General features: G+C 60.8%; 24 protein-coding genes. 3 read left to right on the top strand and 21 right to left on the bottom strand.

The window, feature by feature from the left end:
- Positions 1-14: 14 nt before the first annotated feature.
- The 5 genes from glgA to HBR94_RS12970 all read right to left on the bottom strand — a co-directional run bounded on the left by glgA (position 15) and on the right by HBR94_RS12970 (position 4,615).
- Positions 15-1,574, bottom strand: coding sequence for a glycogen synthase GlgA (gene glgA / locus HBR94_RS12990; protein WP_057436591.1), 1,560 nt, complete (start codon positions 1,572-1,574; stop codon positions 15-17).
- 558 nt (positions 1,575-2,132) lie between these two features.
- Complete coding sequence (locus HBR94_RS12985) at positions 2,133-3,086, bottom strand: D-2-hydroxyacid dehydrogenase family protein (RefSeq protein WP_170044930.1); 954 nt, start codon at positions 3,084-3,086, stop codon at positions 2,133-2,135.
- Positions 3,087-3,120: 34 nt separating this feature from the next.
- Positions 3,121-3,549 (bottom strand): YqaA family protein, encoded by a 429-nt coding sequence (locus HBR94_RS12980; protein WP_057436587.1) that lies wholly within the window; start codon positions 3,547-3,549, stop codon positions 3,121-3,123.
- A 3-nt stretch (positions 3,550-3,552) separates the two neighbouring features.
- The gene (locus HBR94_RS12975) at positions 3,553-3,999 is read right to left on the bottom strand and encodes a DUF411 domain-containing protein (RefSeq protein WP_057959482.1); all 447 of its coding nucleotides are present in this window, start codon (positions 3,997-3,999) and stop codon (positions 3,553-3,555) included.
- A gap of 166 nt (positions 4,000-4,165) precedes the next feature.
- A complete protein-coding gene (locus tag HBR94_RS12970) occupies positions 4,166-4,615 on the bottom strand; it encodes an SRPBCC family protein (RefSeq protein ID WP_057436584.1) in 450 nt (149 codons plus the stop codon).
- 263 nt (positions 4,616-4,878) lie between these two features.
- Here HBR94_RS12970 and HBR94_RS12965 point away from each other — a divergent pair, with 263 nt between their 5' ends.
- Positions 4,879-5,304, top strand: coding sequence for a hypothetical protein (locus HBR94_RS12965; RefSeq protein WP_170044929.1), 426 nt, complete (start codon positions 4,879-4,881; stop codon positions 5,302-5,304).
- 51 nt (positions 5,305-5,355) lie between these two features.
- Here the strand turns inward: HBR94_RS12965 and HBR94_RS12960 are convergent, their stop codons facing one another.
- From HBR94_RS12960 to arnC, 12 genes are all read right to left on the bottom strand, one after another.
- A complete protein-coding gene (locus HBR94_RS12960; protein ID WP_057436580.1) occupies positions 5,356-6,507 on the bottom strand; it encodes an acyl-CoA dehydrogenase family protein in 1,152 nt (383 codons plus the stop codon).
- A gap of 3 nt (positions 6,508-6,510) precedes the next feature.
- The gene (locus HBR94_RS12955) at positions 6,511-7,617 is read right to left on the bottom strand and encodes an enoyl-CoA hydratase/isomerase family protein (RefSeq protein WP_057959485.1); all 1,107 of its coding nucleotides are present in this window, start codon (positions 7,615-7,617) and stop codon (positions 6,511-6,513) included.
- Between the two features lie 158 nt (positions 7,618-7,775).
- Complete coding sequence (locus tag HBR94_RS12950) at positions 7,776-8,480, bottom strand: HPP family protein (protein ID WP_120733143.1); 705 nt, start codon at positions 8,478-8,480, stop codon at positions 7,776-7,778.
- Positions 8,481-8,668: 188 nt separating this feature from the next.
- Positions 8,669-8,887 (bottom strand): type VI secretion system contractile sheath small subunit, encoded by a 219-nt coding sequence (locus HBR94_RS12945; protein WP_057959487.1) that lies wholly within the window; start codon positions 8,885-8,887, stop codon positions 8,669-8,671.
- A gap of 190 nt (positions 8,888-9,077) precedes the next feature.
- On the bottom strand, positions 9,078-10,685 hold the full coding sequence (locus HBR94_RS12940) for a phospholipid carrier-dependent glycosyltransferase (RefSeq protein WP_170044928.1): 1,608 nt from the start codon (positions 10,683-10,685) through the stop codon (positions 9,078-9,080).
- A gap of 3 nt (positions 10,686-10,688) precedes the next feature.
- Complete coding sequence (locus tag HBR94_RS12935) at positions 10,689-12,062, bottom strand: UDP-glucose/GDP-mannose dehydrogenase family protein (protein ID WP_057436571.1); 1,374 nt, start codon at positions 12,060-12,062, stop codon at positions 10,689-10,691.
- Positions 12,059-12,463, bottom strand: a complete 405-nt coding sequence (arnF, locus tag HBR94_RS12930; RefSeq protein WP_057959489.1) for a 4-amino-4-deoxy-L-arabinose-phosphoundecaprenol flippase subunit ArnF — start codon at positions 12,461-12,463, stop codon at positions 12,059-12,061. The genes HBR94_RS12935 and arnF overlap by 4 nt, the downstream gene beginning before the upstream one ends.
- On the bottom strand, positions 12,460-12,807 hold the full coding sequence (gene arnE, locus HBR94_RS12925; RefSeq protein ID WP_057959490.1) for a 4-amino-4-deoxy-L-arabinose-phosphoundecaprenol flippase subunit ArnE: 348 nt from the start codon (positions 12,805-12,807) through the stop codon (positions 12,460-12,462). Before arnE ends, arnF begins: the two co-directional genes overlap by 4 nt.
- Entirely contained in the window at positions 12,804-14,459 is a 1,656-nt protein-coding gene (gene arnT, locus HBR94_RS12920; protein WP_170044927.1) for a lipid IV(A) 4-amino-4-deoxy-L-arabinosyltransferase, read from the bottom strand. Before arnT ends, arnE begins: the two co-directional genes overlap by 4 nt.
- Positions 14,456-15,343 (bottom strand): 4-deoxy-4-formamido-L-arabinose-phosphoundecaprenol deformylase, encoded by an 888-nt coding sequence (gene arnD / locus HBR94_RS12915; RefSeq protein ID WP_170044971.1) that lies wholly within the window; start codon positions 15,341-15,343, stop codon positions 14,456-14,458. Before arnD ends, arnT begins: the two co-directional genes overlap by 4 nt.
- Positions 15,340-17,343 carry a bifunctional UDP-4-amino-4-deoxy-L-arabinose formyltransferase/UDP-glucuronic acid oxidase ArnA gene (gene arnA / locus HBR94_RS12910; protein WP_170044926.1) on the bottom strand — a complete coding sequence of 668 codons (2,004 nt, stop codon included), beginning with the start codon at positions 17,341-17,343 and terminating at the stop codon, positions 15,340-15,342. The genes arnD and arnA overlap by 4 nt, the downstream gene beginning before the upstream one ends.
- Positions 17,340-18,374, bottom strand: a complete 1,035-nt coding sequence (arnC, locus tag HBR94_RS12905) for an undecaprenyl-phosphate 4-deoxy-4-formamido-L-arabinose transferase (RefSeq protein WP_057436554.1) — start codon at positions 18,372-18,374, stop codon at positions 17,340-17,342. The genes arnA and arnC overlap by 4 nt, the downstream gene beginning before the upstream one ends.
- A gap of 453 nt (positions 18,375-18,827) precedes the next feature.
- Between arnC and HBR94_RS12900 the strand changes: the two genes are divergently transcribed.
- Both HBR94_RS12900 and HBR94_RS12895 read left to right on the top strand, forming a co-directional pair.
- Positions 18,828-19,613, top strand: a complete 786-nt coding sequence (locus HBR94_RS12900) for a hypothetical protein (RefSeq protein WP_169960322.1) — start codon at positions 18,828-18,830, stop codon at positions 19,611-19,613.
- Between the two features lie 108 nt (positions 19,614-19,721).
- Positions 19,722-20,636 carry a tyrosine-type recombinase/integrase gene (locus HBR94_RS12895; protein WP_057436550.1) on the top strand — a complete coding sequence of 305 codons (915 nt, stop codon included), beginning with the start codon at positions 19,722-19,724 and terminating at the stop codon, positions 20,634-20,636.
- Here HBR94_RS12895 and HBR94_RS12890 read toward each other — a convergent pair whose 3' ends face one another.
- The 4 genes from HBR94_RS12890 to HBR94_RS12875 all read right to left on the bottom strand — a co-directional run bounded on the left by HBR94_RS12890 (position 20,637) and on the right by HBR94_RS12875 (position 25,517).
- The gene (locus HBR94_RS12890) at positions 20,637-23,102 is read right to left on the bottom strand and encodes a fimbria/pilus outer membrane usher protein (protein ID WP_262383391.1); all 2,466 of its coding nucleotides are present in this window, start codon (positions 23,100-23,102) and stop codon (positions 20,637-20,639) included.
- Between the two features lie 196 nt (positions 23,103-23,298).
- A complete protein-coding gene (locus HBR94_RS12885; RefSeq protein WP_170044924.1) occupies positions 23,299-24,045 on the bottom strand; it encodes a molecular chaperone in 747 nt (248 codons plus the stop codon).
- 73 nt (positions 24,046-24,118) lie between these two features.
- The gene (locus tag HBR94_RS12880) at positions 24,119-24,721 is read right to left on the bottom strand and encodes a fimbrial protein (protein ID WP_170044923.1); all 603 of its coding nucleotides are present in this window, start codon (positions 24,719-24,721) and stop codon (positions 24,119-24,121) included.
- A 148-nt stretch (positions 24,722-24,869) separates the two neighbouring features.
- Complete coding sequence (locus HBR94_RS12875; RefSeq protein ID WP_170044922.1) at positions 24,870-25,517, bottom strand: response regulator; 648 nt, start codon at positions 25,515-25,517, stop codon at positions 24,870-24,872.
- Positions 25,518-25,564 lie beyond the last annotated feature (47 nt).

Genomic DNA, 25,564 nt, shown 5'->3' with positions numbered 1-25,564 from the left:
CTATCCTAACCTCTTTATACTTTTCCTGATTTTCCCAGCGCTTTCGCTACCAGTTGTTCGTAAAGTTCGGCATAGGGCTCCACCGCCTGGCACCAGTTGAATGGCGCGGACATGGCCCGGCAGCGCATGGCGTTGAGCAGGCCGGGGAAGGCAAACACCTTGAAGGCACGGGCGAGGGCGGCTTCGTAACTTTCGACGGTAGATTCGTCGAACAAAAAGCCGGTCACGCCATCTTCGATGGTGTCAGCCAGGCCGCCGGTGTTGCGCGCCACCGGCAGCGAACCGAAGCGCTGGGCGTACATCTGGCTCAGGCCGCAGGGCTCGTAGCGCGAGGGCATCAATAAAAAGTCGCTGCCGGCAAACATGCGGCGGGCGTCGGTTTCGTTAAAGCCGATCCGCACGCCGATGCGGCCGGGGAAACGCAGGGCCAGGGCGCGCATGGCTTGTTCTTCTTCCGGCTCGCCACGGCCGATAATGGCAATTTGCCCGCCGTTTTCGACGATAAAGCCGGCGACGGCTTCGGTCAGGTCCAGACCTTTTTGGTAGACCAGGCGTGACACCACGGCAAACAGCGGGCCGCTGGACGCGTCCAGGCCGAACAGCTTGCGTACGTGGCTGGCGTTGACCGCCTTGCCTTGCCAGTCGCCGATATTGAATGGGTGGTCCAGGTGTGGGTCGGTGGACGACTCCCAGCTTTCATCAATGCCGTTGGGGATGCCACTGAGCAGGCCTTGCTGGGTCTTGCTGGCAAGGAAGCCATCCAGGCCGCAGCCGAACTCGGGGGTGGTGATCTCCCGGGCGTAGGTGGCGCTGACCGTGGTGATATGGCTGGAATAGGCCATGCCGGCCTTGAGGAACGACATCTTGCCGTAGAACTCCATGCCTTCCTGTTGCAAGGCATGTTCGGGAATCCCCAGCTCCGGGCACGAGGCCAGGCTGACCACGCCCTGATAGGCCAGGTTATGGATGGTAAACAGCGTGGGGGTGCGCGAACCCCGCCAGTGCATGTAGGCCGGCGCCAGGCCGGCTGGCCAGTCGTGGGCATGCACCAGGTCCGGGCACCAGTGGATTTGCGCGAGGTTGGCGGCGATATCGGCGGCGGCCAGGCCCAGGCGGGCGAAGCGGATATGGTTGTCGGGCCAGTCGCGGCCGTTGTTGGCGCCATAGGGCGTGCCTTCACGCTCGTACAGTTCGGGGCAGATCAGCACATAGATGACCAGGCCGTCCTTGAGGTCCATGCGCCCGATCTTGCACGGTGGCAGCGCGGCATGCCCGCCCAGTTCGCCGATGATATGGATCGGGTTGTCGCTGTCCAACACCTGGCGGTAGCCCGGAATCAGCACCCGTACATCGTGCAGGTGGGCCATGGCTCGGGGCAGGGCAGCGGACACATCCCCCAGGCCGCCGGTTTTCACCAGATCAGCCAGCTCCGAGGTCACAAACAGTACTTTCTTACGATTGGGATTTTGCGACGACACCGACCGCACTGGGCCGGGAAGGTCAACCAAGGTGGTTGGTCCATCGACCGGCTGACTAAAACGCTGTCCCTGAGTTCCCGAAGCGGCACTTATCATTGTTCTCTCCCATGTGTTGGTCAACTGAGCGCCTGAGGCCCCAGCGAAAATCAACCGCGTCCTGCGGTCACGCGCACTAGCACTGCACAGACTGGCAAGGCTTATGCCAATTGCACCGAACTGATAAATAGATTGGATGGGCGGACGTCCGGCTGGCGCCGGTGGCGTGCGTCCTACCTTAAACCTGACCTACGGCAGAGTTGGAAAGTTTCGATTTATTGCGGGGGCTTTTGTTCTGATCGTGACCCATCGGTCATCAGTCTAGGACACAGCCCAGAGCCTGCAAGGGCTGTGGGAAAAATTTGTAGGACAATATCTTTTTTGCGGCGGTGTGGTGGGTGGGCATCGTATCGACGGCTGGGTGTGTAGAGGCACGAGAGGGGGACTGCTGCGCAGTCCAACGCGGGCAAGCCCGCTCGCCACAGGGGATGGGTGCCTCTTGGCGGGGCGCCGAGGCAGTGCTGCTCGATAGTGGTGCGCGGTCGTGCTTAAAGTGATTTATTAAGAGTTAATATAGTTATATATCAATGAGTTATAGGTGATATCTAATGTTTTGTATCAGTTCAGGCCGCGCCGTATCTCCCCCGCAGCCCATGCCTGGATGTCTTCAATCATCTGCCCATAGAACTGCCGGTAGTTCTGCTCGCTGACGTAGCCGACATGGGGTGTGGCCAATACATTGGGCAGATGGCGGAATTCATGGTCCGCCGGCAATGGCTCCTGCCCGAACACATCCAGCGCTGCGCCGGCCAATCGGCCATGGCGCAGTGCATCGACCAACGCCGCTTCATCAACGATCGGCCCGCGTGCGGTGTTGACCAGACGTGCACTGGGCTTCATCCAGCCCAGGGCCTGGGCATCCACCAGTCCACGGCTGCGCTCGCTGAGCACCAGGTGAATCGACAGCACATCGGCCTGCTCGAACAATTGGCGCTTGCTGACCCAGGTTACCCCCACGGCGGCGGCGCGTTCCGGGGTAAGGTTTTCGCTCCAGGCAATCACGCGCATGCCAAACACCTGGCCAAACTGCGCCACGCGCTGGCCAATACTGCCCAGGCCGAGGATGCCCAGGGTCTTGCCATGCAGATCGCCGCCCAGCCCTTGTTGCCACTGGCCGGCGCGCAGGGCGTTGGCTTCAGCCAGCAGATTGCGCGTGGATGCCATGATCAACGCCCAGGTCAGCTCCGGCGCCGCGTGCTTGTAGCTGTCGGTGCCGCACACCTGGATGCCCAGGGCCTTGGCCGCGGCCAGGTCGATGGCCGCATTGCGCATACCACCGGTGACCAGCAGTTTAAGCGCCGGCAACCCATGCAACAGCGCCTGATCGAAAAGCGTGCGCTCGCGCATCACGCAAATCACCTCAAACCCCTGCAAGCGAGCGATCAGGGTGGCGGTATCGGCCGGATAGTCGTGCAGGAAATGCACCTGGCCGACCGCCTCCAGCACGGACCAATCCACCACGTCCCGCGCGACGTCTTGCCAATCATCTATGACTGCGATCTGTACGGACATACACACCTGCCTTGCGTTAACTGGGGATTGACCGTTACACCCAATGCACAGCCATTGCCACCACCGCGTAACGGGCCGCCTTGGCCAGGCTGACGATCAATATAAAACGCCAGAGCGGCTCCCGCATCACGCCGGCCACCAGGGTCAGTGGGTCGCCGATGATCGGCAGCCAACTGAGCAGCAGTGACCAATGGCCCCAACGACGATAATGGCCGCGGGACTTTTCCAACTGTGCAGCGCTCACAGGAAACCAGCGACGGTCCTTGAACAGCTCGACCGAACGGCCCAGCAACCAATTGACCAACGAGCCCAATACGTTGCCCAGGGTCGCGATGCCGAGCAGTAGCCACAGCGAGTAGCTGCCATTGAGCAGCAGCGCCACCAGCACCGCTTCCGATTGCAGCGGTAGCAGCGTAGCCGCCCCGAAAGCGCTGAGAAACAGCCCGGCATAGCCTGCAAACATAGATCAGTGGGCCGGGTATTCGGCTACCACCACGTCTTTGCCGGCGCGGGTCAGGCCAATGACTTGATAGGCATCGCTCATGCCCTGGGTTTCCATCCCTGGCGAGCCCATGGGCATGCCTGGTGCGGCGATGCCCAACAGATCGTCGCGCTTGCGCAGGGCCAACACTTGATCAGCCGGCACATGGCCTTCGACGAACTTGCCGTCGATCACCGCGGTATGGCAGGACGCCAGGCGCGGAGCCACGCCCAGGCGCTGCTTGACCGAACTCATGTCGGCTTCCACATGATCGTTGACCTTGAACCCGTTGGCTTCGAGGTGGCTGATCCATTTTTTGCAGCAGCCGCAGTTGGCATCGCGATGCACGTCAATCGGGATCAGTTCGGCGGCCTGGGCCAGGCTGGTCATGAACAGGGCGGACAGTAAAGTCAGGCGCAGGGTGGTTTTCATAGACAGGTCCCATCGGTTACGGAGTGCGCAAAGAGCGCGCATTGTCCGCGCTTTTGCGAAGCAGGTGAGGTGGTTATGTTTCGAAATTATACGCGCACGCGACAGTCTCGGAGCTTAGCGTCCGCTGCTGTCAGCAAACTGAGAGAAAGATGACAAGTTTGTCAGCTCAGAACGATTCCAGGCGTTGCTTGAGTTGGTCCATGGCCTGGTTCGACAGCGCCACCATGCGCGCTTGCAAGGTATCGAGCTGCAGCTCGGTCTCATAGCTGAGCACCCGGGTAAACAGGGTGCCGCTGCCGCGCGTCTGGAGAAAGTAGTGAATGCTGCCATCCACGGCGAGGGAAGTGAACACGGTCTTGAACTCCCGGGGCGGCACGGCGATCTGCACCCGGTAGCTCATGGGCACTCGTACCCCCAGCAGGTCGATCATTTCGGTGAAGCGCTGGCCAACGGGCAGTGAACCGCTGGTACCGGTGTCTGCGCTCAACGAGGTGGGGTGCCATTCGTGCCAGCGGTCGGGCTGGGTCACATAGTCGTAGACGGTTTCGATAGGGGCTTGGATGTAGCGCTCCTGGCTGATCCGCTCGGCGCGGATCCGGTGATCGACGACACTCATGACACACCTCCTGTGTGGCGAGAACGGGCACTAGGAGCTAGACAGATTAGTCGGACTTACGGGCATTGCACTGGGTGATCAATCTTATAAGCAGGCTAGCCACGGGGCATCACCCGCAGAGGGACCGTCATGCACTCATTACACGGGGTAAAAAGAAATAAAAGCCAACGTTTTAGACTGTCAGATTTGACAGTTTTTAATATTCACGACTCGTTATCTAATGAGCACACAACTTATTAATCAGTCATTTGGATGGCGAGAAAATGTCTAACAGTACGCGCACAAGAGTTGTAAAAGGCAATGCCCGCTCAACCGGCACCATGCAAGCGACAGTCACCATAGACAATACGCCCGGCACAGACTTTGTTGCGGACTTTGTTTGGTATGGCCGCCTCCAGGATTCAGTTCACCTATACGGTGACCAGGGGACTGCACCCAACCCCACGGCCATCGAAGCGGCTTTGCAGGCTGGCACTCCCTCCGGTAAGTATCAGCTTGGAGACGCGGAGCTGCGCGTCCTGGACTTTTACACGCTGGATTCATCCACGCCATGGATCACAAGAGAGGGCCACGTTGATGTTACGTTTTCTCCAGACGGAAAACGTGCTGAAGGAACGATGTTTATCAAGGCCATACGTGAAAGAAAAACACTGACGGCGTCTGTGAAGTTCGACATGAAAAACCTATGACAGTCTCTTGTTTGCCGATTGCTCCCCTACAAAGGGAGCAATCGTTAGTGATCAGAGCTGATAGTGCTTCAGTTCCCGTGCAATCACCATGCGCTGGATCTCACTGGTACCCTCATAAATCTGCGTAATCCGCGCATCCCGGTAGTAGCGTTCCACAGGGTAGTCTTCCAGGTAGCCATAGCCGCCATGGATCTGCATCGCCGAAGAGCAGACTTTCTCGGCCATTTCCGAAGCAAACAGCTTGGCCTGGGAGGCTTCGGACAGGCACGGCTTGCCCGCACTGCGCAACCGTGCGGCATGCAGGATCAGCAAGCGTGCGGCATTGAGGCGGGTCTGCATGTCGGCCAGCAGGTTGGCCACGCTCTGGTGCTCAATAATGGCCTTGTCGAACTGCACCCGGTCACGGGCGTAGGCCAATGCCGCTTCAAAGGCCGCGCGGGCAATGCCCAGGGCCTGGGCGGCGATACCGATGCGCCCACCCTCCAGGTTGGACAGGGCAATGGCCAGACCCTTGCCGCGTTCGCCCAGCAGGTTGGCTTCCGGCACGCTGCACTGGCTGAGGGTCACGGCGCAGGTGTCCGAGGCGCGGATGCCCATCTTGTGTTCGGTACGGTCCACGGTAAAACCTGGGGTGTCGGTGGGCACCAGGAACGCCGAAATGCCCTTTTTGCCCAACTCCGGGTCGGTCACTGCAAACACAATCGCTAATTTGGCCCGTTTGCCATTGCTGACAAACTGCTTGGCGCCGTTGATCACCCACTGGCCATCACGCAATTCGGCGCGGGTGCGCAGGTTGTGGGCTTCGGAGCCGGCCTGGGGCTCGGTCAGGCAAAAGCAGCCGATGGCCTGGCCGCTGGCCAGTTCAGCCAGCCAGGTTTCTTTCTGTGCCTGTGTGCCGTAGTTGAGGATCGGCCCGCAACCCACTGAATTATGGATACTCATCAGCGCGCCTACCGCGCCGTCACCCGCAGAAATCTCCTCGACGGCCAGGGCGTAGGCCACGTAATCCACATAGGTGCCCCCCCATTCTTCCGGCACTACCATGCCCAGCAGGCCCAGTTCTCCCATCTTGGCGACCAGGCCGTCGTCGATCCAGCCGGCCTTTTCCCAGGCCTGGGCATGGGGCGCGATTTCGCCACGGGCAAAGTCGCGCGCCATGTCGCGAATCATGACTTGTTCTTCTGTAAATTCAATATCTTGCATGAGTTAGTTCCCGTTCTTCGCGAAGTCTTGGAAGAAGCTGTCGACGTGGTGCTGGTCCAATGCCGAGAGCGTTGGCGGGTTCCAGCGCGGGGCTTTGTCCTTGTCGATCAACAACGCGCGCACGCCTTCGATCAGGTCGCCCCGGGCGAACCACTGGCGGTCCAGGTGTAGCTCCAGGGCGAAGCAGTCTTCCAGTGCCAGGTGGCGACCGCGTCGCAGCATCTGCAGGGTGACGGCCATGGCCAAGGGGGAGCGGGTCTGCATCAACTGCGCGGTGCTCAGCGCCCATTCATGGCTATCGGCGACGGTCACTTGTTGCAGTTGTTCGACAATGCTCGGCACATCCGGCTGGGCAAAGAAGTGGTCGATGGCCGGGCGCAGGGCGGCCAGTGGCGCATCCGGCAATTGTTGCACCGCAAGCTTGGCCAGCAAGCCTTGCAGGTCCTTGAGTGGCGAATCGTGCCATTGCAGGTGGTCGAGTTTCTGATCCAGTTCCGCCAGCCTGGCGCTGTCCAGGTACCAGTCGGCGAGCCCGCAGTACAGGGCGTCGGCGGCGCGGATTTGCACCCCGGTCACCCCCAGGTAAATCCCCAGCTCGCCAGGAATGCGCGGCAGGAAGTAGCTGCCGCCCACATCCGGGAAGTAACCGATGGCCACTTCCGGCATGGCCAGGCGGCTGCGTTCGGTGACAACCCGCAGGTCGGCCCCCTGGACCAGGCCCATGCCGCCGCCCAGGACAAAGCCGTCCATCAGGGCGAGGACCGGCTTGCGGTAATGATGAATGGCCAGGTCGAGGGCGTATTCTTCGACGAAGAAGTCTTCATGCAGGGTGTCGCCACCCTTGAAGCTGTCGTATAGCGAGCGGATATCGCCACCGGCGCAGAAGGCTTTCTCGCCGGCGCCGCGCAACACCACGGCATGCACCTGGGCATCCTCGGCCCAGGCGCGCAAATGCGCCGAAAGGCTGCGGACCATGTCCAGGGTGATTGCATTGAGGCCGGCGGGGCGGTTGAGGGTCAGGTGGCCGATATGGTTGCGTACTTCGGCCAGGACGCTGTCCTGGGAGGACTGGGTGCTGCATGTCGCCTGGGACTGAGCCTGAGCAGTCATCTGTAACTCCCTGCTTTTATTGTTCTTTATCAAAATGTTCGCGGGCGAACCATCTCCGGATCGTACCAGTGCAAATTTGCCCAGTACAAGCCGGAATCCTGCAGGTCATCTTTGCATTTATGCAGGGGGTATTCGATAAAAAACCAGGGTGGGTGCGCCTACACCCGGCTGGCCAGCACTTGGCCAATGCTGCGGCGGCGCGCATGGTCTTCGGCGATGTGGATCAGCTCTTCCAGTTCGCTGGGGGTGACGTCGAAAAACTGCTCCATTTGCGCCAACGCCTGCTCCAGGTCCACGGCGGTGATTTTGGCGTCCACCTCCCGAGCGTGCGGTTGCACCATCACCGGCACCTCGGCGGGGCCCTTGGGGTAACGGGTGCGGGTCAGGTTGTTATAGGCCAGTGCCGAGAGCAGCAGGGTGCCAGCCCCCAGCATGACCGGCCCGACCTCCTGCCAACCCAGGGCGATGCTGGCCGGGTCGGCAAGGACCAGGGTCATGGCCAGGCCACCCGAGGGCGGGTGCAGGCAACGCAGCCAGCACATCAGCATCAACGCCATGCCCGCCGCAAGGCAGGCACTGCCCAGGGTCCGGCCCAAGACCCGGGCTACCAGCAAGGCCACCACACTGGCGCATAGATAGCTGCCAATAATCGACCATGGCTGGGCGAGGGCCCCCGATGACACCGCAAACAACAGCACGGCAGAGGCCCCCAGCGGACCCAGCAGGTGCATGGCCACTTCCAGGCCATACACCTGGGCGCAGAGCCATACGCTAAACAGGGTGCCCAGGGCCATGCCGATGGCGGCGCGGCTCCATTCGGCGGGACGGGTATTGATAGCAGCGGGTAACCAACGAGCGAGCATTGCGGGGCAGTCCAATCTTCAAAGGCGAGCAGGAAATAATGCGGGATCAGGCAAAAAGAAGGGCTTTGCGGTTTCCCGCAAAGCCCTCCGAAAGTTCCAACATTTGGGGGAGGAACCGGCGCAGTGTGCCGATCAATCAAAACCCTCGCCAATGCATATTAATGCAGGTTAAGTGCAGTATTTTTGCATCAGCACCGCTCATACCCCAGGCTGACCTTGCCCAGCACCCGCTCGTGGTTCTCGGCATTGATCAACGAATTCTGCACACTTTCCCGCAGCCGTGGGTCATTGGCCAGCGGCCCCTTGAGCGCGACCAGGGCGTCGCGCAACTCCATCAGCCGATCAAGGGTGGGCATGGGGATATAGCCGACATGTACCTGCTCAATAGGCAATTGCTCTTTAGCCATGGCGGCGATCCTCTGAGGCGTCTTTTGAACGTTTGGCGGTAACTATGCAGCACAGATGTAAAACCAGTTTAGCGCCGGGGTTATGGAGCTGATAGGGGCGCTGGTACCGGCATTTACGGATACAAACGTAGGAGCTTTCTTGATAGTGCGTGTGGCGCTTATGACCACCCCACAGGGCTTTAAATGCCTGCTATGGCCCAGCCCGCTCCAGACGCAGCAGCACATAGGTGTTTTTATCGAATGACCCCGTCAGTACCGGCGTCAACCCGCGCCAGCGTGGTTCATCGAGGCGCTGGAAATCAGCCTGGTCCATCACCAGCCACGCCGGCGCCGGCAACGAGGCCAGGTCGGCAGGTGCCTGGGTAAACAGCGGCACCCGGTCACATTCCACATTGACCATGAACTTGATGGCCTTGGCGTCTTTACCCAAGCCATGCAATACCAGTGGCGCCGGGTGCTGCTGGATCAGCGCATGGGCCTCGCGGGCAAAGGTGCGGGTGTCGTAGAGGCGGCGCTCCACCGGTTCGACCACCAGGATGTACAGGCTCCATACCGCCAGCACCGCGCAAAACGCCGGCCCCACCGGACCCCAACGCCACTTGAGGAGCATCCCCACGCTCAGGAGCTGCAAGCCGATCAACAGGCCCAACACGCCCTGGAAATGCTCCAGCTGCGCAGCAAAGCGCTGGCGCGCCACCAGCAGCGCGCCGATCAACAGCCCCGGGGTCAGCGCCCACAGCCCCAGCATCAAGCCCCGCAGCCCCTTGAACAGCCGCCCGTCCACCCTGTGGAACGGGTACGCGGCGATAATCGCCACCATCGGCATCATCGGTAACACATAGCGGGCTTTTTTCGCCTCGGGGATCGACAGGCCAAGCAGCACGATCAAACCCGCAGCCGTGCACCCCAGCAACAACTGCCATGCGCTATCAGCGGTGCGCCGGGCACTGAACAGCACCGCCAGTAGCGCCAGCAGGGCCAACGGGTAGGCCGGGGCGTAGTTGCCCAGGGAGCTGCTGAAGTAATACCAGAAGCTGCTGGAGCCTTCGCGGCCGTCCATGCGCCCGAGGAACTGCATGCGGATCACGTCCTGCATAAAGCTTTCGCCACCACTGACCTTGGCCAGCAACAGCAGCAAGCCGACACACGCCAGCAGCAGCGCCAAGGCCAGCACGCCGAAGCTGAACAACCGGCGCCACTGACGGTTGAGCAGGTAATAGCTGCACAACACCCCGGTGGGGATGACCAGGCCGATGGGCCCGCGAATCGCAAAGCCGAGCAATAACAGGAGCAATAGCCAGGGCAGGCGCCGAGGACTGGCGAAGTGATCGTGGGCGTAGCCCAGGTAAAACAGCGCCAGGGTCACCGCCGCCAGCATCTGATCCAGGGAAACCGCGCGGGTTTCGCTGATAAATGTGCTGCTGAGCAACAACAACGCGATGCTCAGCAGCGCCCAGCGCTGGGAGTAGGGCGCGGTCAGGCGGTAGACCAGGGCGACGATGACCGCTGAGGCAACGGCGGTCGGCAGCCAGGCACTGAAGCTGGTGACCCGCCCCAGGGGCAGCGACAACAGCCAGGTCAGCAGGGTTGAGGTCGACAGGTAATCGGCATACGGCTGGCCATAGGTGGTGGGGAAAAACCCCGGCCCGTGGCGCAACATCTCCTGGGCGAACAGCACAAAGCGTGAGTCAAAACCGATAATTGCCTGGTCCCAGTTGCCGGCGACAAACAGCAGCAGCGCCAGGAGCCCGACGCCCCAGGATTGGCGGTGCAGGGCCGGGCTGGGTAGCGTGTCCACGCCTCAGGCCTCCAGCAGCCGGGGTACCCACTGTTGCTGGGGGATCGGCAAGTCGCAGGACTGCCCACGCCCTATCGGGAAGTAGTGGAAGCCCTTGCGCGCCAGGCGCTCGGCGTCATACAGGTTGCGCCCGTCAAAGATCACCGGCGCCTTGAGGCGTGCGTGCAGCAGGTCGAAATCCGGGGCTTTGAACTGCTGCCACTCAGTGCAGATGATCAAGGCATCGGCGCCGCCCAGGGTCGATTCCGGGGTGCCCATCAGCATCAGGCGCGGGTCATCGCCGTACAGCTTCTGGGTTTCCTGCATGGCCTCAGGGTCGAAGGCCCGCACGTTGGCCCCGGCGGCCCACAGCGATTCCATCAGCACCCGGCTAGGGGCATCGCGCATGTCGTCGGTGTTGGGCTTGAACGCCAGGCCCCACAAGGCGAAGGTCTTGCCGCGCAGTTCGCCTTTGTAGAACGCCCGGATCCGCTCGAACAGTTTGCTTTTCTGCCGCTGGTTGATGGCTTCCACCGCTTCGAGCAGGTCACTGGAGCAGTTGGCTTGGCGAGCGCTGTGGATCAGCGCGCGCATGTCCTTGGGGAAGCACGAGCCGCCGTAGCCGCAGCCCGGGTAGATGAAGTGGTAGCCGATCCGCGAGTCGGCGCCGATGCCCAGGCGCACCGATTCGATATCGGCCCCCAGGTGCTCGGCCAGCTCGGCGATCTGGTTGATAAAGCTGATCTTGGTCGCCAGCATGCAGTTGGCGGCGTACTTGGTCAGCTCGGCGCTGCGCACATCCATAAAGATAATGCGGTCGTGGTTGCGGTTGAACGGCGCGTACAGGTCGCGCATCACCTCACGCACTTCTTCGCGCTCGCAACCGATGATGATCCGGTCGGGGCGTCGGCAGTCGGCCACCGCAGAGCCTTCCTTGAGGAATTCCGGGTTGGAGACAATATCGAACACCAGGCTGCGACCGGCCAGGGCCTTGTCGATATGGGCGCGCAGGGTGTCGCCGGTGCCCACCGGGACCGTGGATTTTTCCACCAGGATTACCGGCTCGACGCGATGACGGGCCACCGCATCGCCCACCGACAGCACATACTTCAAGTCCGCCGAGCCGTCTTCGTCAGAAGGCGTGCCAACCGCAATAAACAACACTTCGCCATGCTCGACCGCGAGTTTTTCCTGGCTGGTAAAGGTCAACCGGCCGTTTTCCAGGTTTTCCCGGACCAGGCTGGCAAGGCCCGGCTCGAAAATGCTCACATGGCCCTGTTGCAGCAGGCGCACCTTGTTTTCGTCAACGTCCATGCAGATCACATCGTGACCGACCTCGGCCAATACGGTGGCCTGTACCAGGCCAACGTAACCACTACCAAATACGCTGATTTTCATGGGGTATTCCTGGGGCTTGTGTTGCCGATACGACGGGAGTTGATGGTCAGCACACCCAGGATGACCAGAGCCACCCCCAAGGTCCGTGACAGGGAAAAGGGTTCGTTGAAGCCCGGCAGGCTGGCCGCCAGCAGGTACACCAGGACGTAGCTGATACTCAGCAACGAATAGGCGCGACCCAGGGGCAGGTGCTGCAGCGCGCCGAGCCAGCACAGCATCGACAGGGCGTAGGCCACGATGGCCAGGGCGACCACGCCCAAGGCCACGGGATCAACCATGGGCGCGGCGAGCCACTCCGCCGGCAATGGCAGGCGCGTCATGCTCCAGCGCATGCCCAACTGGGCAGCGCTGACCAGCGCTACGCTGGATAACGCCAGGGTGAAACCGCGCAACCGGCTCATACCTGGCCTCCCAGCAGCAGCACGCCGGCCATCACCAGGGCCACGCCCACCCAGTGGCGGCGATCCACCGGCTCATGGAACACAAAGCGCGCCACCAGGGTGATCAATACAAAATTCAGGCTGAGCATCGGGTAGGCAATCCCCACTTCCAGGCGTTGCAGCACCAGCAGCCACACCAGCAGGCCCAGGCCCAGGCACAGCAGGGCCGACCAGAGCCAGGGCGAGCGCAGTTTCAAGGCCCAGCCCGCAGGCTGGCCGCGCCAGCCTTCCACGGCATACTTTTGCGCGATCTGGCCCATGCAGGTCAGCAGGCACGCGGCCAGAAGCAGCAGCAGGGTGATCAAGGCGCCACCTGCGGGAACAGCAGAATCACCATATTGCCTTGCTCGTAGCGCTTGCCGTCTGGGGGCAGCAATGCCAGTTCGCGTTGCTCAGATGCGCCCTTCACGCGCATTACCACGCCCACCGAACCCTGTTTGCGCGCGTCGCCCAGCCACTGCTGGACGCTTGCGAGGTCGACCCGGCGGGAGCTGCTGTCGGCATAGGCCAGGCCGTATTTGACTTCACCGATGGTGTTGTACAGCGCCACGTCCGGGCGCTTGAGCCGCCACGCCAGGGCCGAGGCTGCGCCCAGGTCGTTGCTCAGCAGGCGCTGGGTAGCCGCCAGTTCAACGGCGTGGTCGATAATGAACTGGTCCGGTGTCTTGTTATTGACCACCGAGTGCGGCAACGCCGCCGGCACCAGGGCCACCAGTAACCAACTGCCCAGTGCCGGCGCCGCCCACAAACGCAACGGGCGTACCGCCTGCAGCAGGTTGGCGATGATCCAGCCCAGCAGCACGCTGAACACCAGCACCAGGCTCAGCAGTTCCTGCTGCGGGGCATAAATCGGCTTCTTCAACTGGAAGTACACGATTGCCAGCAGGCCCAGCACCCCGATAATCAGGTTGAGCCAGCCATTGACTTGCAGCACCCGGCCACGGGCCTGGGCCAGCTTGTCGGTCAGGGTATGGCCCATCAGCAATGCCAAAGGCAGCAGGCACGGCAGGATATAGGCCGGCAGCTTGCCCTTGCTCAGGCTGAAAAACGCCAGGGGCATCAGCAGCCACAACAACAGGAAACCGATCTTGTGCGTGCGTTTTTCCTGCCACGCCTGCTTCAGGGTGGAGGGCAGCAGGGCCAGCCACGGCAAGCTGAACGCGGCCAGCAACGGCAGGTAGTACCACCAGGCTTCCTCGTGCTGGGCATCTTCACCGGCAAAACGCTGGATGTGTTCGTGCCAGAAGAAGAAGTTCCAGTAGTCGGGCTCCTGGGCATGCACCATCAGCGCCCAGGGCAGGCTGACCGCAATCGCCACCGCCACGGCAACCAGGCCATAGGCCAACAGTTCACGCAAACGCTTTTGCCAGACCATATAGGGCAGGGCGATCAATACCGGCAGCAGCCACGCCAGAAAACCCTTGGTCATGAAGCCCATGGCGCAGGCAAACCCCAGCAAGGCCCAGGCCGCCAGGCGGGCGCGTCGGGTCTGGCTGTCGATACATAGCCACAAGGCCACGCCGCTGAGGTTGACCCAGAAACTGAACTGCGGGTCGAGGTTGGCGTAGCCACCGGACATCGCCACGCTGATAAAACTCATGTACAGCACGCTGCTGACCAGGCTCTTGCGCGGATCGTTCCACAGGCGCCGGGCCATGAAGTACACCAGCAATATGCTCAAGCCCGTGGCGAGCGCAGAGGCTACGCGCACGCCGAACAGGTTCTGCCCGAACAGCGCCTGGCCGAGGGCGATCATCCAGTAGCCGGCCGCCGGTTTTTCGAAATAACGGATGCCCATAAAGTGCGGCGACGCCCATTTGCCGGTCAGCAGCATTTCCTGGCTGATCTGCGCATAGCGGGTTTCGTCCGGGATCCACAGGCCATGGGTGACCATCGGCAACAGATAGCACAGGCCGAAGACCAACAGGAGCAGGGGCAGGGCCCAACGTCGGATCATGCCTGTTGCACTCCCAGCCAGCCTTCGCGGCCGCCGAGTACGCCGGGTGTCAGATGCGCCAGGGGCAGGCTGGCCGGATCGGCCGGCAGCAGGTTGCCCAAGGGTTGGAACTGGATGCCGCGCTGTCCTGCCTGGGCGAGCAGCTGGCGAAATTCATTGGCCATCAGAATCCCTTCTACTTCTGCGTGGATCGTATAGACGTTGAGTGTCGATTCGGTGAACCGATCAAGAATGAAGCGATTGAAGTCCTTGGCCGCGACCTGTGGCCCGACCACCTCGTCGAAGGTCGGCAAGTCCACCGGGACCTGTGGCGTGCCAGCGCTGCCATCGGCGAGGACCGGGCGGAACAGGCTGGTGCCACGACAATCGCTGTTGTAGCGCAAGCCAAAGCCTTGCTTGGCCTGCACCACACGCTCATCGGCCCGCCAGCCGGCGGCGGCAGAACACTGCACCGGGGCGCCGAGGATATCGCCCAGGGTGTCGAGCCCACGGCGTACCTGCTCCACCAACTGCGTATCGCTCCAGCGCCCGGCATTGGCTTGCCAGCCATGGTGATCCCAGGCGTGCAGGCCCACTTCGTGCCCGGCGGCCTTGGCCTGGCGCATCAGGTGCCCGAGGTCGCGGCCAATCGGCTTGCCCGGCCAGGCAGTGCCGGCCAGCAGAATGTCCCAGCCATACAGCCCGGCAGCGTTGGAGCGCAGCATCTTCCACAGGAACTGCGGGCGAATCAGGCGCCACAAGTGGCGGCCCATGTTGTCCGGGCCGACACTGAAGAAGAACGTCGCCTTGATGCCGGCCTCATCCAGCAACTCCAGCAACCGTGGCACGCCATCACGGGTGCCGCGGTAGGTGTCGACGTCGATGCGCAGACCTGCCTTCATTATTTGCCTGCTTCGCTGGACTGGGCGATTTCCAGCATCGCTTCACGCAGGAAGAAGTCCAGGGTGTTGCCGATGGTTTCGCTCATCGCCACGCTCGGCTCCCAGTTCAACAGGCGCTTGGCGTTGGCAATGCTCGGCTTGCGGTGCGCCACATCCTGATAACCGGCGCCGTAGAACGCCTTGCTTTCCACTTCGCGAAAGCCCGCGAATGGCGGGAAGTTACCGCGCAACGGGTGGGCCTCGAACTGACGCAGCAGCTCTTCGCCCAACTGGCGGATGCTGGCTTCGTTGTCCGGGTTGCCGATATTGATGATCTGGCCGTTGCACGCGTCGTTATCGTTGTCGATGATCCGCGCCAGGGCCTCGATGCCGTCGGCAATGTCGGTGAAGCAGCGCTTCTGCTCGCCGCCGTCAAACAGGCGGATCGGCGTGCCTTCCACCAGGTTGAGGATCAACTGGGTAATGGCCCGGGAGCTGCCGATGCGTGCCGAGTCCAGGCGATCCAGGCGCGGGCCCATCCAGTTGAATGGGCGGAACAGGGTGAAATTCAGACCCTTGGCGCCATAGGCCCAGATCACCCGGTCCAGCAACTGCTTGGAGACCGAGTAGATCCAGCGCTGTTTATTGATCGGGCCGACCACCAGGTTGGAGGTGTCTTCGTCGAAGTTCTGGTCCTGGCACATGCCATAGACTTCAGAGGTCGACGGGAAAATCACGCGTTTGTTGTACTTGACGCAGTAGCGCACCAGCTTGAGGTTTTCTTCGAAGTCCAGCTCGAACACGCGCAGCGGGTTGCGGGTGTATTCGATGGGCGTGGCGATGGCCACCAGCGGCAGGACCACGTCGCATTTCTTGATGTGGTACTCGATCCACTCGGAGTGAATGCTGATATCGCCTTCCACATAATGGAAGTTGGGGTGGCTGCGCAGGCGCTCGATGGCGTCGGAGCCGATATCCAGGCCGTAGACTTCGTAGCGATCGTCGCGCAACAGGCGCTCGGACAGGTGGTTGCCGATAAAGCCGTTGACCCCCAGGATCAGCACGCGGGTACGCCGTGGTTTACCGCCCGATTCGGCACCGCGCAGGATCGAGCCATCCACCAGGCCCAGCTCATCGGCCAGGGCCGGGCCGGTCAGGTACAGGCCATGGTCATTGCGCTGGCCGAAGTTGATGACCAGAGAGTCTTCACCGCAGGCAATGCGCAGCGGGTTGACGCTGATCACGCGGCCGGGCGCCTGGCCTTCGTTGCCCTTGAGTACTTCGGCTTGCCACACGATCAGCTTGTGTTCGCCCACGGCACAGAAGGCGCCAGGGTACGGCTGGGTCACGGCCCGCACCAGGTTGAACAGCTCTTCTGCAGGTTTGCTCCAGACGAGCTTGCCGTCCGCCGGGGTACGGCGGCCAAAGCAGGTGGCCTGGCTTTCGTCCTGGGCGGTTTCGCTCAACGTGCCCTTGGCCAGTTGCGGCAGCGCGTCACGCAGCAACTGGGTGGCCGCCTCGCGCAGCTTGGCGTGGAGTGTCAGGCCGGTGTCGCTGCGTTCGATCATGACTTTTTGCTGGGCGAGAATCGCGCCAGCATCCGCACGCTTGACCATGCGGTGCAGGGTCACGCCGGTTTCGGTTTCGCCGTTGACCAGCACCCAGTTGGCCGGCGCACGGCCACGGTACTTGGGCAGCAGCGAACCATGCAGGTTGAACGCGCCCTGGCGCGCAGTGGCCAACAGCGCTTCGCCCAGCAGGTTGCGGTAGTAGAACGAGAAGATGAAGTCCGGGTTCAGCTTGGCCACACGCTCGACCCACAGCGGGTGGTTGGCGTCTTCCGGCGCGTGCACCGGGATGCCGTGGCGGGCGCACAGCTGGGCGACCGAGCCGTAGAAGGTGTTTTCCTTGGGGTCATCGGCATGGGTGAACACGGCAGCAATCTGGTAGCCCGTAGCGAGCAGGGCTTCGATGCCTGCACAGCCAATGTCGTGGTAAGCAAAAACAACAGCTTTAGAACTCATGACGAAACCTGACTGGAAGAGGAAGTGGACGATTGGGAAGAGGGCAGGCCATCGACGATGACCGCTGGCGCTGGGGCTGTCGGCTCGTTGCGCAGCACCTTTTCAATAAAAAAGCGGGGGCGGGCACGCACATCGCTGTACATCCGCCCGAGGTATTCGCCCAACAGGCCCATGCCGATGAACTGCCCGCCAGTAAACACAAACAGCACGGCGAACAGCACGAACAAGCCATCGCCGGCCCAATCGGCACCAAAGGCCAGGCGCAGCACGATCAAGGCAAACGCAAACAGCATGCCCAGGGCCGCCAGGCTGAAGCCGACGATGGACAACAGGCGCAGAGGGGTGGTGGTCATGCAGGTCAACAAGTCGAACATCAGGCTGATCAGGCGCATGGCGCTGTATTTGGACTCGCCGTGTTCGCGCTCGGCGTGGTGCACCAGAATCTCCGTGGTATGGCGCGCAAAGCCGTTGGCCAGGATCGGGATAAAGGTGCTGCGCTCACGGCAGGCGAGCATGGCATCGACGATGGTGCGCCGGTAAGCGCGCAGCATGCAGCCATAGTCGGTCATGGCCACGCCGGTGGAGCGCTGTACGGCCAGGTTGATCAGGCGCGAAGGCCAGCGGCGAAAGGCCGAGTCCTGGCGGTTGTTACGCACGGTGGCGACCACGTCGTAGCCCAGGGCGGCTTGCTCGACCAGGCGTGGAATCTCTTCGGGCGGGTTTTGCAGGTCGGCATCGAGGGTAATCACCACCTCGCCCCGGCATTGTTCGAAACCGGCCATGATTGCCGCGTGCTGGCCGTAGTTACGGTTGAGGATCACGGCCACCACATGGCTGCCGGCCTCGCTTGCCGCGTCTTCGAGCAGTTGGGCGGAACTGTCGCGGCTGCCGTCGTCTACCAGGATGATTTCATACTCATAGGCCAACTGCTCGCACGCCGCACGGGTACGGCGCAGCAGTTCGGGCAGGCTCTGTTCTTCGTTGTAGACCGGGATAACGATCGACACGCAATGAATAGGGTAGGGTTTCAAAGATTCATGACCTCGGATTAGAGCAACTTTGAGCGTAGAGATGACAACAAACATGGGATTAAAGTGCAGGCGACTCAATAAAAAATGGCCGATAGCATACCCATCCTGAGTAAAGCCCATTACGGCCAAAGATAAAGCATTATCAAGGGGTTAGTCAGCAAAGCAGGGCATTCCCTCAAGTATTGCGGCCAAGATTAAGCGCAAATTTGTCCAGCGAATATGAAAGGCGGATGAAAAACTCGTTTATTTGGTGGGCAGACAGCTAGTGTTCAGCTAGACAATAAGGAACGCAGACAAACGATAACTGTTTGCGCTGTAGTCATTATCTGTAAGTGCTTTAGTGCGTATTCACGCTGAATCACCCCGTTTGTTAATCCGTGGCGCCTGAAGAATCTTCTCTGCAACCCTCTGCAAGTCCCGGTAAAGTAAGCGATCTCTTGCCTGGGTAGTCGGATGAACAGCGTGCAGATACGGCCAGTCTTGATGATGTTGTGGATGACGCTAGGCGCGGCCCATGCCGCCCGGGCGGAAGAGGGGCTGAGCCTGACGCCGGTCGCTCAGGTTCCCGCCGGGGTCGAAGTCAGGGGCCGGCAGGTCGCCGCGTATAGCTGGGATGACCGGCAGGGCCACAACCTGTTGGTGTTGGCCGAGCAGGAAGCCGGCGAGCGCGATGACGACGGCACACAATCGGCGGCGATCTATGCTGCGCAGTACCTGCTGGAGGGTGACCGGCCCAAGCGTCTGTGGATGCTGCATGACGATGTGCAGCGTTGCGAATTCGACGCCGGCCTGCATTTCGATAGCGCCGCGACTCACGTCACCGACCTGCTGGGGGATGGCCCCAGCCAAGTGACCGTGGGCTATTCGCGCACCTGCACCAGTGATGTCAGCCCCCGTGAATTCAAGCTGATCATGCATATCGGCAAATCACACAAATACGGACTGCGCGGGGTTGACCGCTATGGCGCCAGTTGGTGGGACGAGGAAGCCGGCGCCCTGCGCGGCATGCCGCTGCCCACCGATTGCAGTGTTGCCGGGCAGCAGGCATTGCTCAGTCAATACCAGGAGCAGGGCACCGACCTGCCATTGCCAGGCTGCTACAACGACGAGCAGGACTTCGCCAAGGCGCCCACCAAGCTGTTGGCTTTCATGCGTCAGCAATGGTTTGCGTTGATGCAAAAACAGAACGCCGACTGGAGCCAGCAGCAAAGCCCGGCACCCGCCGAGGATGAGCCCTAGTTTGGTATGCAGCGCCGACCTGGGTTAGACTCGGCGCTCGCCAAACCACTAAATACTGAGATTAAACAGAGGCTTAGTCTCTATATTTAATCTCAAGGCTGATCTATTTTGACCGAGATTTCCCGCAACCCCCTGACCCTGTATCTCGCGCGCCTGGCGCCTTCCAGCCAACTGACCATGCGCTACGTGCTGCAAGATGCCGCCGACCGCCTGGGGTTCGAAGAGATCAACCTCGAAGATATCGACTGGCACCTGTTGCAACCGGAACACGTAATGGCCCTGGTCGCCGTGTTGCGCGAAGACGGGTATGCACCCAACACCTCATCGCTGTACGTCAACGCCGTACGCGGGGTAATGAACGAAGCCTGGCGCATCAGCCTGATCAGCCAGGAACACCTGCTGAAGATGCGTTCGGTCAAAGCCACCGCCGGCACGCGCTTGAGCCAGGGGCGTAACCTGCGTCGCACCTTGATTCGCGAACTGATGGATGTCTGCGCCGCCGACCCACGGCCACAGGGCCTGCGGGACGCGGCGGTGATCGGGATCCTCTACGGTTCGGGGATGCGCAAGTCAGAGTCGGTCAACCTCGACCTGGCCCAGGTGAACTTTGCCGAACGCAGCCTGCGGGTGACGGGCAAGGGCAACAAGGAGCTGCTCAAGTACGCACCGGCCTGGGCATTTGCCAAATTGCAGGCATGGCTGGAGTTTCGCCGCGAGCAGTTAAAGGAAGGGGAGCAGGACGATAGCTTCCTGTTCAACCGCATCCGCCGCGGCAGCCATATCACCCGCGAACGCATCACCAAACATGCGATTTACTACATTGCCCGCCAGCGTGGTGAACAGGTCGGTGTGAAGATCATGCCCCATGATTTCCGCCGCTCGTTTATTACCCGGGTGATTGAAGAACATGACTTGTCCATTGCGCAGAAACTGGCGCACCACACCAATATCCAGACCACCGCCAGCTACGACGTGCGCGATGACAACGAGCGGCGGCGGGCGATTGATCGGTTTGATCTTTGATCAACGGTCACCAGCGGGTTCGCTGCTACACACCAACGCCTGGCGCTCGTAGTTCAGCGCCTTGTCTTGCGCGGGCAGTGCATACGATGCAGTGCATTGCCGGCCCCCCCACTTGATCGTCAGGCTGCCCTGGTCCTCTTCAACCAGTACCAAGGCGTTACCGCTGGGGTCGGCGATGGCCAACTGCTTGCCGCTGGCGTCTTCCAGTGAGGCGCCAAACGTCAGGCGCTGGTGCTGTGCATCAAACAGCTCAAACAGCACGCGACGCCCGGTTTTGCCGCTGTAGCGGGCCAATACCACCGCCCCACGGCGCGGCACCACTTGCTGTGTGGCCTGGGTGATTTCTACATCACCGCCCAGGTCACGGGTGTCGAGGCTGATCCAGTTCACTCGATAAGGTTGCGCCGAGGGGATGACGGCATAGCCGTTGCGCCCGGTTTCGACGCCGCTGTAGCTGCTGATTTTTGCCCCACTGATGCCCGGTACCTGTACCAGGGCGAAGGTCTCGCTGACGGTCTGCCCCAAGTTGATGCCACCCGCATGCGCCACTACCGAGCCGGAAACGTTGAGGTTTTGTGAGTCATAACCACGCCCCTGGCTGTACCCCAGGCTGATATCGGCCATGGAGGTGCGGCTGTTGATGTTGGCCGATCCCGATTGGCCGCCGGTGCTGCTATGGCCGGCCTGGACTGAATAGAACACATCGCTGGTATCTGCCACATAACCGTTGATACCGGCCTGGGTGCTGGTGTCGCCTTGCTGCGTACTGGTAGTGACAAAAGCGCGGGGTGCCCGAGGCTGGCTGCCCAAGGGAAACGAAACAGACAGGTTGAACTGGGTGCCGGAGTCGGGTGCGCCCCAACTGGCGATCTGCTTGGTGCGTGTCACGCCCAGGTTGTAGCTCAGGTCCCCCCAGTTGTTGTTATAGCCGGCCGAAAAGCTCTGGGAGCCGCCACGGTTCCAATAGCGCTGATCGCTGGCGTTCACATACAGGCTGCCGAACTCACGGTTGCGCCCGAGACTTTGGTTGATCGTCAGGTCGGTACGGGTTTTCGAGTTACCGGTACGTTTGACTGCCTCTTCGCTGGTGTCCTCGACGTGGTCGGTCAGGGTGCGGTAACCCTCGGTCGAATACCGATACGCCGCCAGCGTAAAGTTGGTGTCGGTGCCAGCAAAGGTCTTGGCATACAACGCACGCACACTGTTGCCCTGGGTGGTTTGCCCCTGGGCGGCGCTCGACGAGTGCGTGACGTCCATGGACACGGCACCCAGCGATGTGTTGCGGCCCACCCCCAGGGAGAACGCCTTGTAGTCTTCACTGACTTGCAGGCCGACAATCCCGCTGAGGTTGCTGGTGAGGCCGTAGGCGAGGGTGCTGCTGACAAATTGCGGGCTCGCCAAACCGTCAGCATTGCTGCTGAATTTACCGGCCGAAACGCTGTATTTGACCTGCCCCTCACGCACCATGATCGGCAGGCTGGAGAACGCCTGCGTGGTCACACGCCGACGGCCATCGGCCTCGATGATGGTGATTTCCAGGTCGCCGTTCGAACCGCTGGGGTAGATATCGTTGATCTCGAAAGGCCCGGGTGCGACGTTGGCGGTGTACAGGATGTAGTCGTTCTGGCGGATTTCCACCGTGGCGTTGGTCTGCGCCACGCCACGAATCACTGGCGCATAACCACGCTCGCTGTCGGCGCGCATGCCTTCGTCGGACGCCAGCTTCAGGCCCCGGTAGCGCACGCTGTCGAACAGGTCGGTATCGGAAAAAATCTCGCCGGCACTGAACTGCCCCTTAAGCGCGGTCACGTCATGCTGCACGTAGCTGCGGTTGCTAGTGAAGGTGCTCGGCCGGCCGGTGCCGCTACTCAGGTTCGACTCATTGCGCAGCCGCCAGGCGCCCAGGTTAATGCCGTTGCGCAGCCCCAGGTTGTTGTTGATGCGCGTTTCATAGTCGCCGGCAGTGCGGCTGCTGTTGAGTTGATAGTTGATAAACGCCGCCGGCACACCATCCTCCCACAGCTGGGGATCGACATAGCCACGCATGCCACGTTGCATCGCGACCTGCGGAATGCTCGCCGCCAGGCGCAGGCGACTGGCGTCATAGCGCAAGGTCGCCTGGTCGATCAGTGTCGGCAGGTCGTAGCAGTCCTGGGGCTGGTTGGGGTCGAGCTTGCCCTGGGCCTGCAACAGGCTCATGTCGATGCCCAGTTGCTTGAGCAGGTCCAGGGTCAGGCACGGATCGACCCGGCCGGTCTGTGGGTTGCGCTTGAAGTCGATGTCGCGCCGGCCCACCAGGACCTCGTTGCTGTACAGGTCGACCCGGTAGTTGCCGGGCAGCACGCTGTTGGCCGAGAGCAATTGCTGCAGGTCTACCGACGATTGCGCACCCTGCAAGAAGGTGGTGTTGAAGACGTTCACGGCGGGCTCATCGGCAATCGCCAAAGACGGCGAACCGGCAAGCATGGCCAGTGATAGCGTGCTCAACTTGAGTGATGTGCAAGTTGTCGACACGCGTGAAGTGCGCTCGCTTGATATGTAATGATTGGGCCTGCTGCCTAAAAGAAAAAACATGCAAAGAACCTATATCATTCCTGTTTATCGAACAGGCGAGGCACGCGAGTACGCACTCGAATCGAACCTGAGGGTTTAAGGGAGCTACTTATGGCTTGGCGCGAGTACCCGTAGCCTTGGCCGCCAAGTGCGGTACAAGTTGGGCACTGTATTTATCTTGTGCGCCATAGTCGTTAATACTGGAAAAAGACAGTTGTACTGAATCCTGGCGACTCAGTTGTTTAATGCTGAACTGTTTCTCGGCGCCTGGCGCAATCATTGTCGAGTCGGCAGCCAGTTCCGTTTGTTGCCCGGCCTGTAGTTTTATATCGGCCATGGACACGTGATACAGCGTCGGGTTTTTTACCGTCAGTACTGACCCGGCATCGCGCTTGACCAGTTGCCACTCCAATTGCGCGGGTGCCGACAGGGCATCGCCAGGCAACCCGGAGGGGCGGAAGAAAATCTTGATGCGCTGGCGTACGGCCAGTTGCAACGTGTTGTCAGAGGCGGCGGCTTGCGGAATCTCCTGCACATTGAGCCAGACCACGGACTCACGATCCGTTGGCATTCCGGCACCCTGGTAGAGAACTCGCAGTAACTGCTGCTCCTTGGCAAATATGCGTGCCAGTGGCGGGGTTACGGCGAACGGCGCGGCACTGTCTTGTGCATCGCTGGTATCGACCCAAGACTGAATCAAGACGTCCTGATTACCGTTGCGCACGGTGATATTGGCCTCCTTGTGATCGCCATCGAAGACGATACGGGTGGCACTCAGTGAAATGCTGGCGGCAACCTGGGTCGCCATAAGCAGGGTCAGCAGCCCCAGGCCTGTGGCAATGGAACGAGGTAACATGATGTCTACCGTTTAGTGGTCGGATAAGTGGCGAGGTCCGAAGACCTCGCACGTGACAGGCGCTGCGTGTCGTTTATTCGTATTGCAGGATGAACGGCAGGGTAGCGTCACCGCGACCCGCGGTGGAGGCGCCGGCTGCACCGGTGGTGACGTAGGCTGCGGCAAAGCTCAAGGTTGCGTCGCCGCCAACGGTACCTTGGCCGTGCATGGCGCTTTCGATACGGGCGGTGGCCGGGGAGCTGAGGTCGATCAGCGCGCCAGTGCTGTCGAGCAGTGCGATACCGACGTTGCTTGCGCTGCCGTTACCAGGGGTCAGGGCGAGGACTTTTTTACCGGTAACCAGGCCTGAACCGCCACTTTTGGCGTCAAAGATCATTGCCACTTTAGTGCCCAGGTTGCAGTTCACGCTGAGGTTGAAGTCCTTGGCGGTCACACGGCCCGACGCTGGGTTTTCAGCGGTGCCCATGTCTTTGATGGAGACAGTGCCCATGTCGACGGAGATCACGCGATCGGCGTTGGCACCATCAACCGAGCAAGCGTCGTTGTTGATCAAACCGGTGAAGGTGATTTTGCCGCCGCCGCCCGGGGTACCCGTACCCGGGGTAGTTTCGGCAAACGCGCTGCTGCTGGCGGCGATAACTGACACAGCGATAAGGGCCAGGGAAAACTTCTTCATGATGATGTCCGTTAGTGTTGGTTGTGGTGATGGGTTGAAACTGCCAACGAACAATAGTTAATCTGCGCTTTATAGAGAATAAGACGATTCTTATAAAGCACTTAAAGTGAGGGGTAATCGGTTTTATAGCGGACTGAATAAAAGAAGCTTAGTTAAAAATATTGTATTCCAGGCAGTAGGCCAACAAGTCCTGATCGCTGCTTACTTCAAGTTTTCGCATGGCGGAAATCTTCTGCGCGCTGATGGTTTTTGAACTTCTATTTTGGCAGCGCGCGATATCACTGACACTTTTTCCTGAAATAAATAGGCGCAGTATTTCAAATTCTTTGGGCGACAGCGTAGAGAAGCGTTCATCAATAGCGGTCAACGACTCGATAACCGAGGTCTTGGCCGGCTCCAGGCTCCGGTAATGCGCCTGCTGGGCAATGGACTTGAGGGCGACCTGGATTTCCGTATGCAACTGGCTTTTCTGGATCACGCCCACCACGCCCAATTCCTGCAGGCGGGTAAGAATCAGGTGATTGGAGATCATGGTCAGAATCAGGATCTGCACGTCGGGGAAATGCCGCTTCAGGTACTCCACCAGCTTCAAGCCATCGCCGTAGGGCGAATCACCGGGCATGTTGTAATCGGTGATCACAATGTCGATGGGCTGCTGCTCAAGCAATTTGATGAGGCCCGCCGAACAGATCGCTTCGCCGATGACTTGAAAACGCTCGTCTCTCTCGACGAGTTCACGTACCCCCAGAAGCACGATGGGGTGATCGTCTGCAATTACCACAGTGAATGTCTTCATAGGGGGGAGCCGTAATCCTGGTTCAGTAAGTGAGGTGATCCCATGCG

Source organism: Pseudomonas sp. WS 5412 (assembly GCF_012985615.1).
In the GTDB taxonomy this organism is placed as follows: Bacteria; Pseudomonadota; Gammaproteobacteria; order Pseudomonadales; family Pseudomonadaceae; genus Aquipseudomonas; species Aquipseudomonas shahriarae.
The sequence above is the reverse complement of the archived record's forward strand: the minus strand, read 5'-3'. Positions and strand labels throughout refer to the sequence as shown.

Coding starts and splice junctions, on each gene's coding strand:
- HBR94_RS12880 (WP_170044923.1), bottom strand. CDS start 24,721: ATGAAGAAGTTTTCCCTGGCCCTTATCGCTGTGTCAGTTATCGCCGCC.
- arnF (WP_057959489.1), bottom strand. CDS start 12,463: ATGAGCCGGTTGCGCGGTTTCACCCTGGCGTTATCCAGCGTAGCGCTG.
- HBR94_RS12975 (WP_057959482.1), bottom strand. CDS start 3,999: ATGAAAACCACCCTGCGCCTGACTTTACTGTCCGCCCTGTTCATGACC.
- HBR94_RS12935 (WP_057436571.1), bottom strand. CDS start 12,062: ATGAAAATCAGCGTATTTGGTAGTGGTTACGTTGGCCTGGTACAGGCC.
- HBR94_RS12890 (WP_262383391.1), bottom strand. CDS start 23,102: ATGCTTGCCGGTTCGCCGTCTTTGGCGATTGCCGATGAGCCCGCCGTG.
- HBR94_RS12900 (WP_169960322.1), top strand. CDS start 18,828: ATGAACAGCGTGCAGATACGGCCAGTCTTGATGATGTTGTGGATGACG.
- glgA (WP_057436591.1), bottom strand. CDS start 1,574: ATGATAAGTGCCGCTTCGGGAACTCAGGGACAGCGTTTTAGTCAGCCG.
- HBR94_RS12980 (WP_057436587.1), bottom strand. CDS start 3,549: ATGTTTGCAGGCTATGCCGGGCTGTTTCTCAGCGCTTTCGGGGCGGCT.
- HBR94_RS12885 (WP_170044924.1), bottom strand. CDS start 24,045: ATGTTACCTCGTTCCATTGCCACAGGCCTGGGGCTGCTGACCCTGCTT.
- HBR94_RS12970 (WP_057436584.1), bottom strand. CDS start 4,615: ATGAGTGTCGTCGATCACCGGATCCGCGCCGAGCGGATCAGCCAGGAG.
- arnA (WP_170044926.1), bottom strand. CDS start 17,343: ATGAGTTCTAAAGCTGTTGTTTTTGCTTACCACGACATTGGCTGTGCA.
- HBR94_RS12955 (WP_057959485.1), bottom strand. CDS start 7,617: ATGACTGCTCAGGCTCAGTCCCAGGCGACATGCAGCACCCAGTCCTCC.
- HBR94_RS12960 (WP_057436580.1), bottom strand. CDS start 6,507: ATGCAAGATATTGAATTTACAGAAGAACAAGTCATGATTCGCGACATG.
- HBR94_RS12950 (WP_120733143.1), bottom strand. CDS start 8,480: ATGCTCGCTCGTTGGTTACCCGCTGCTATCAATACCCGTCCCGCCGAA.
- HBR94_RS12945 (WP_057959487.1), bottom strand. CDS start 8,887: ATGGCTAAAGAGCAATTGCCTATTGAGCAGGTACATGTCGGCTATATC.
- HBR94_RS12965 (WP_170044929.1), top strand. CDS start 4,879: ATGTCTAACAGTACGCGCACAAGAGTTGTAAAAGGCAATGCCCGCTCA.
- arnT (WP_170044927.1), bottom strand. CDS start 14,459: ATGATCCGACGTTGGGCCCTGCCCCTGCTCCTGTTGGTCTTCGGCCTG.
- HBR94_RS12985 (WP_170044930.1), bottom strand. CDS start 3,086: ATGTCCGTACAGATCGCAGTCATAGATGATTGGCAAGACGTCGCGCGG.
- HBR94_RS12875 (WP_170044922.1), bottom strand. CDS start 25,517: ATGAAGACATTCACTGTGGTAATTGCAGACGATCACCCCATCGTGCTT.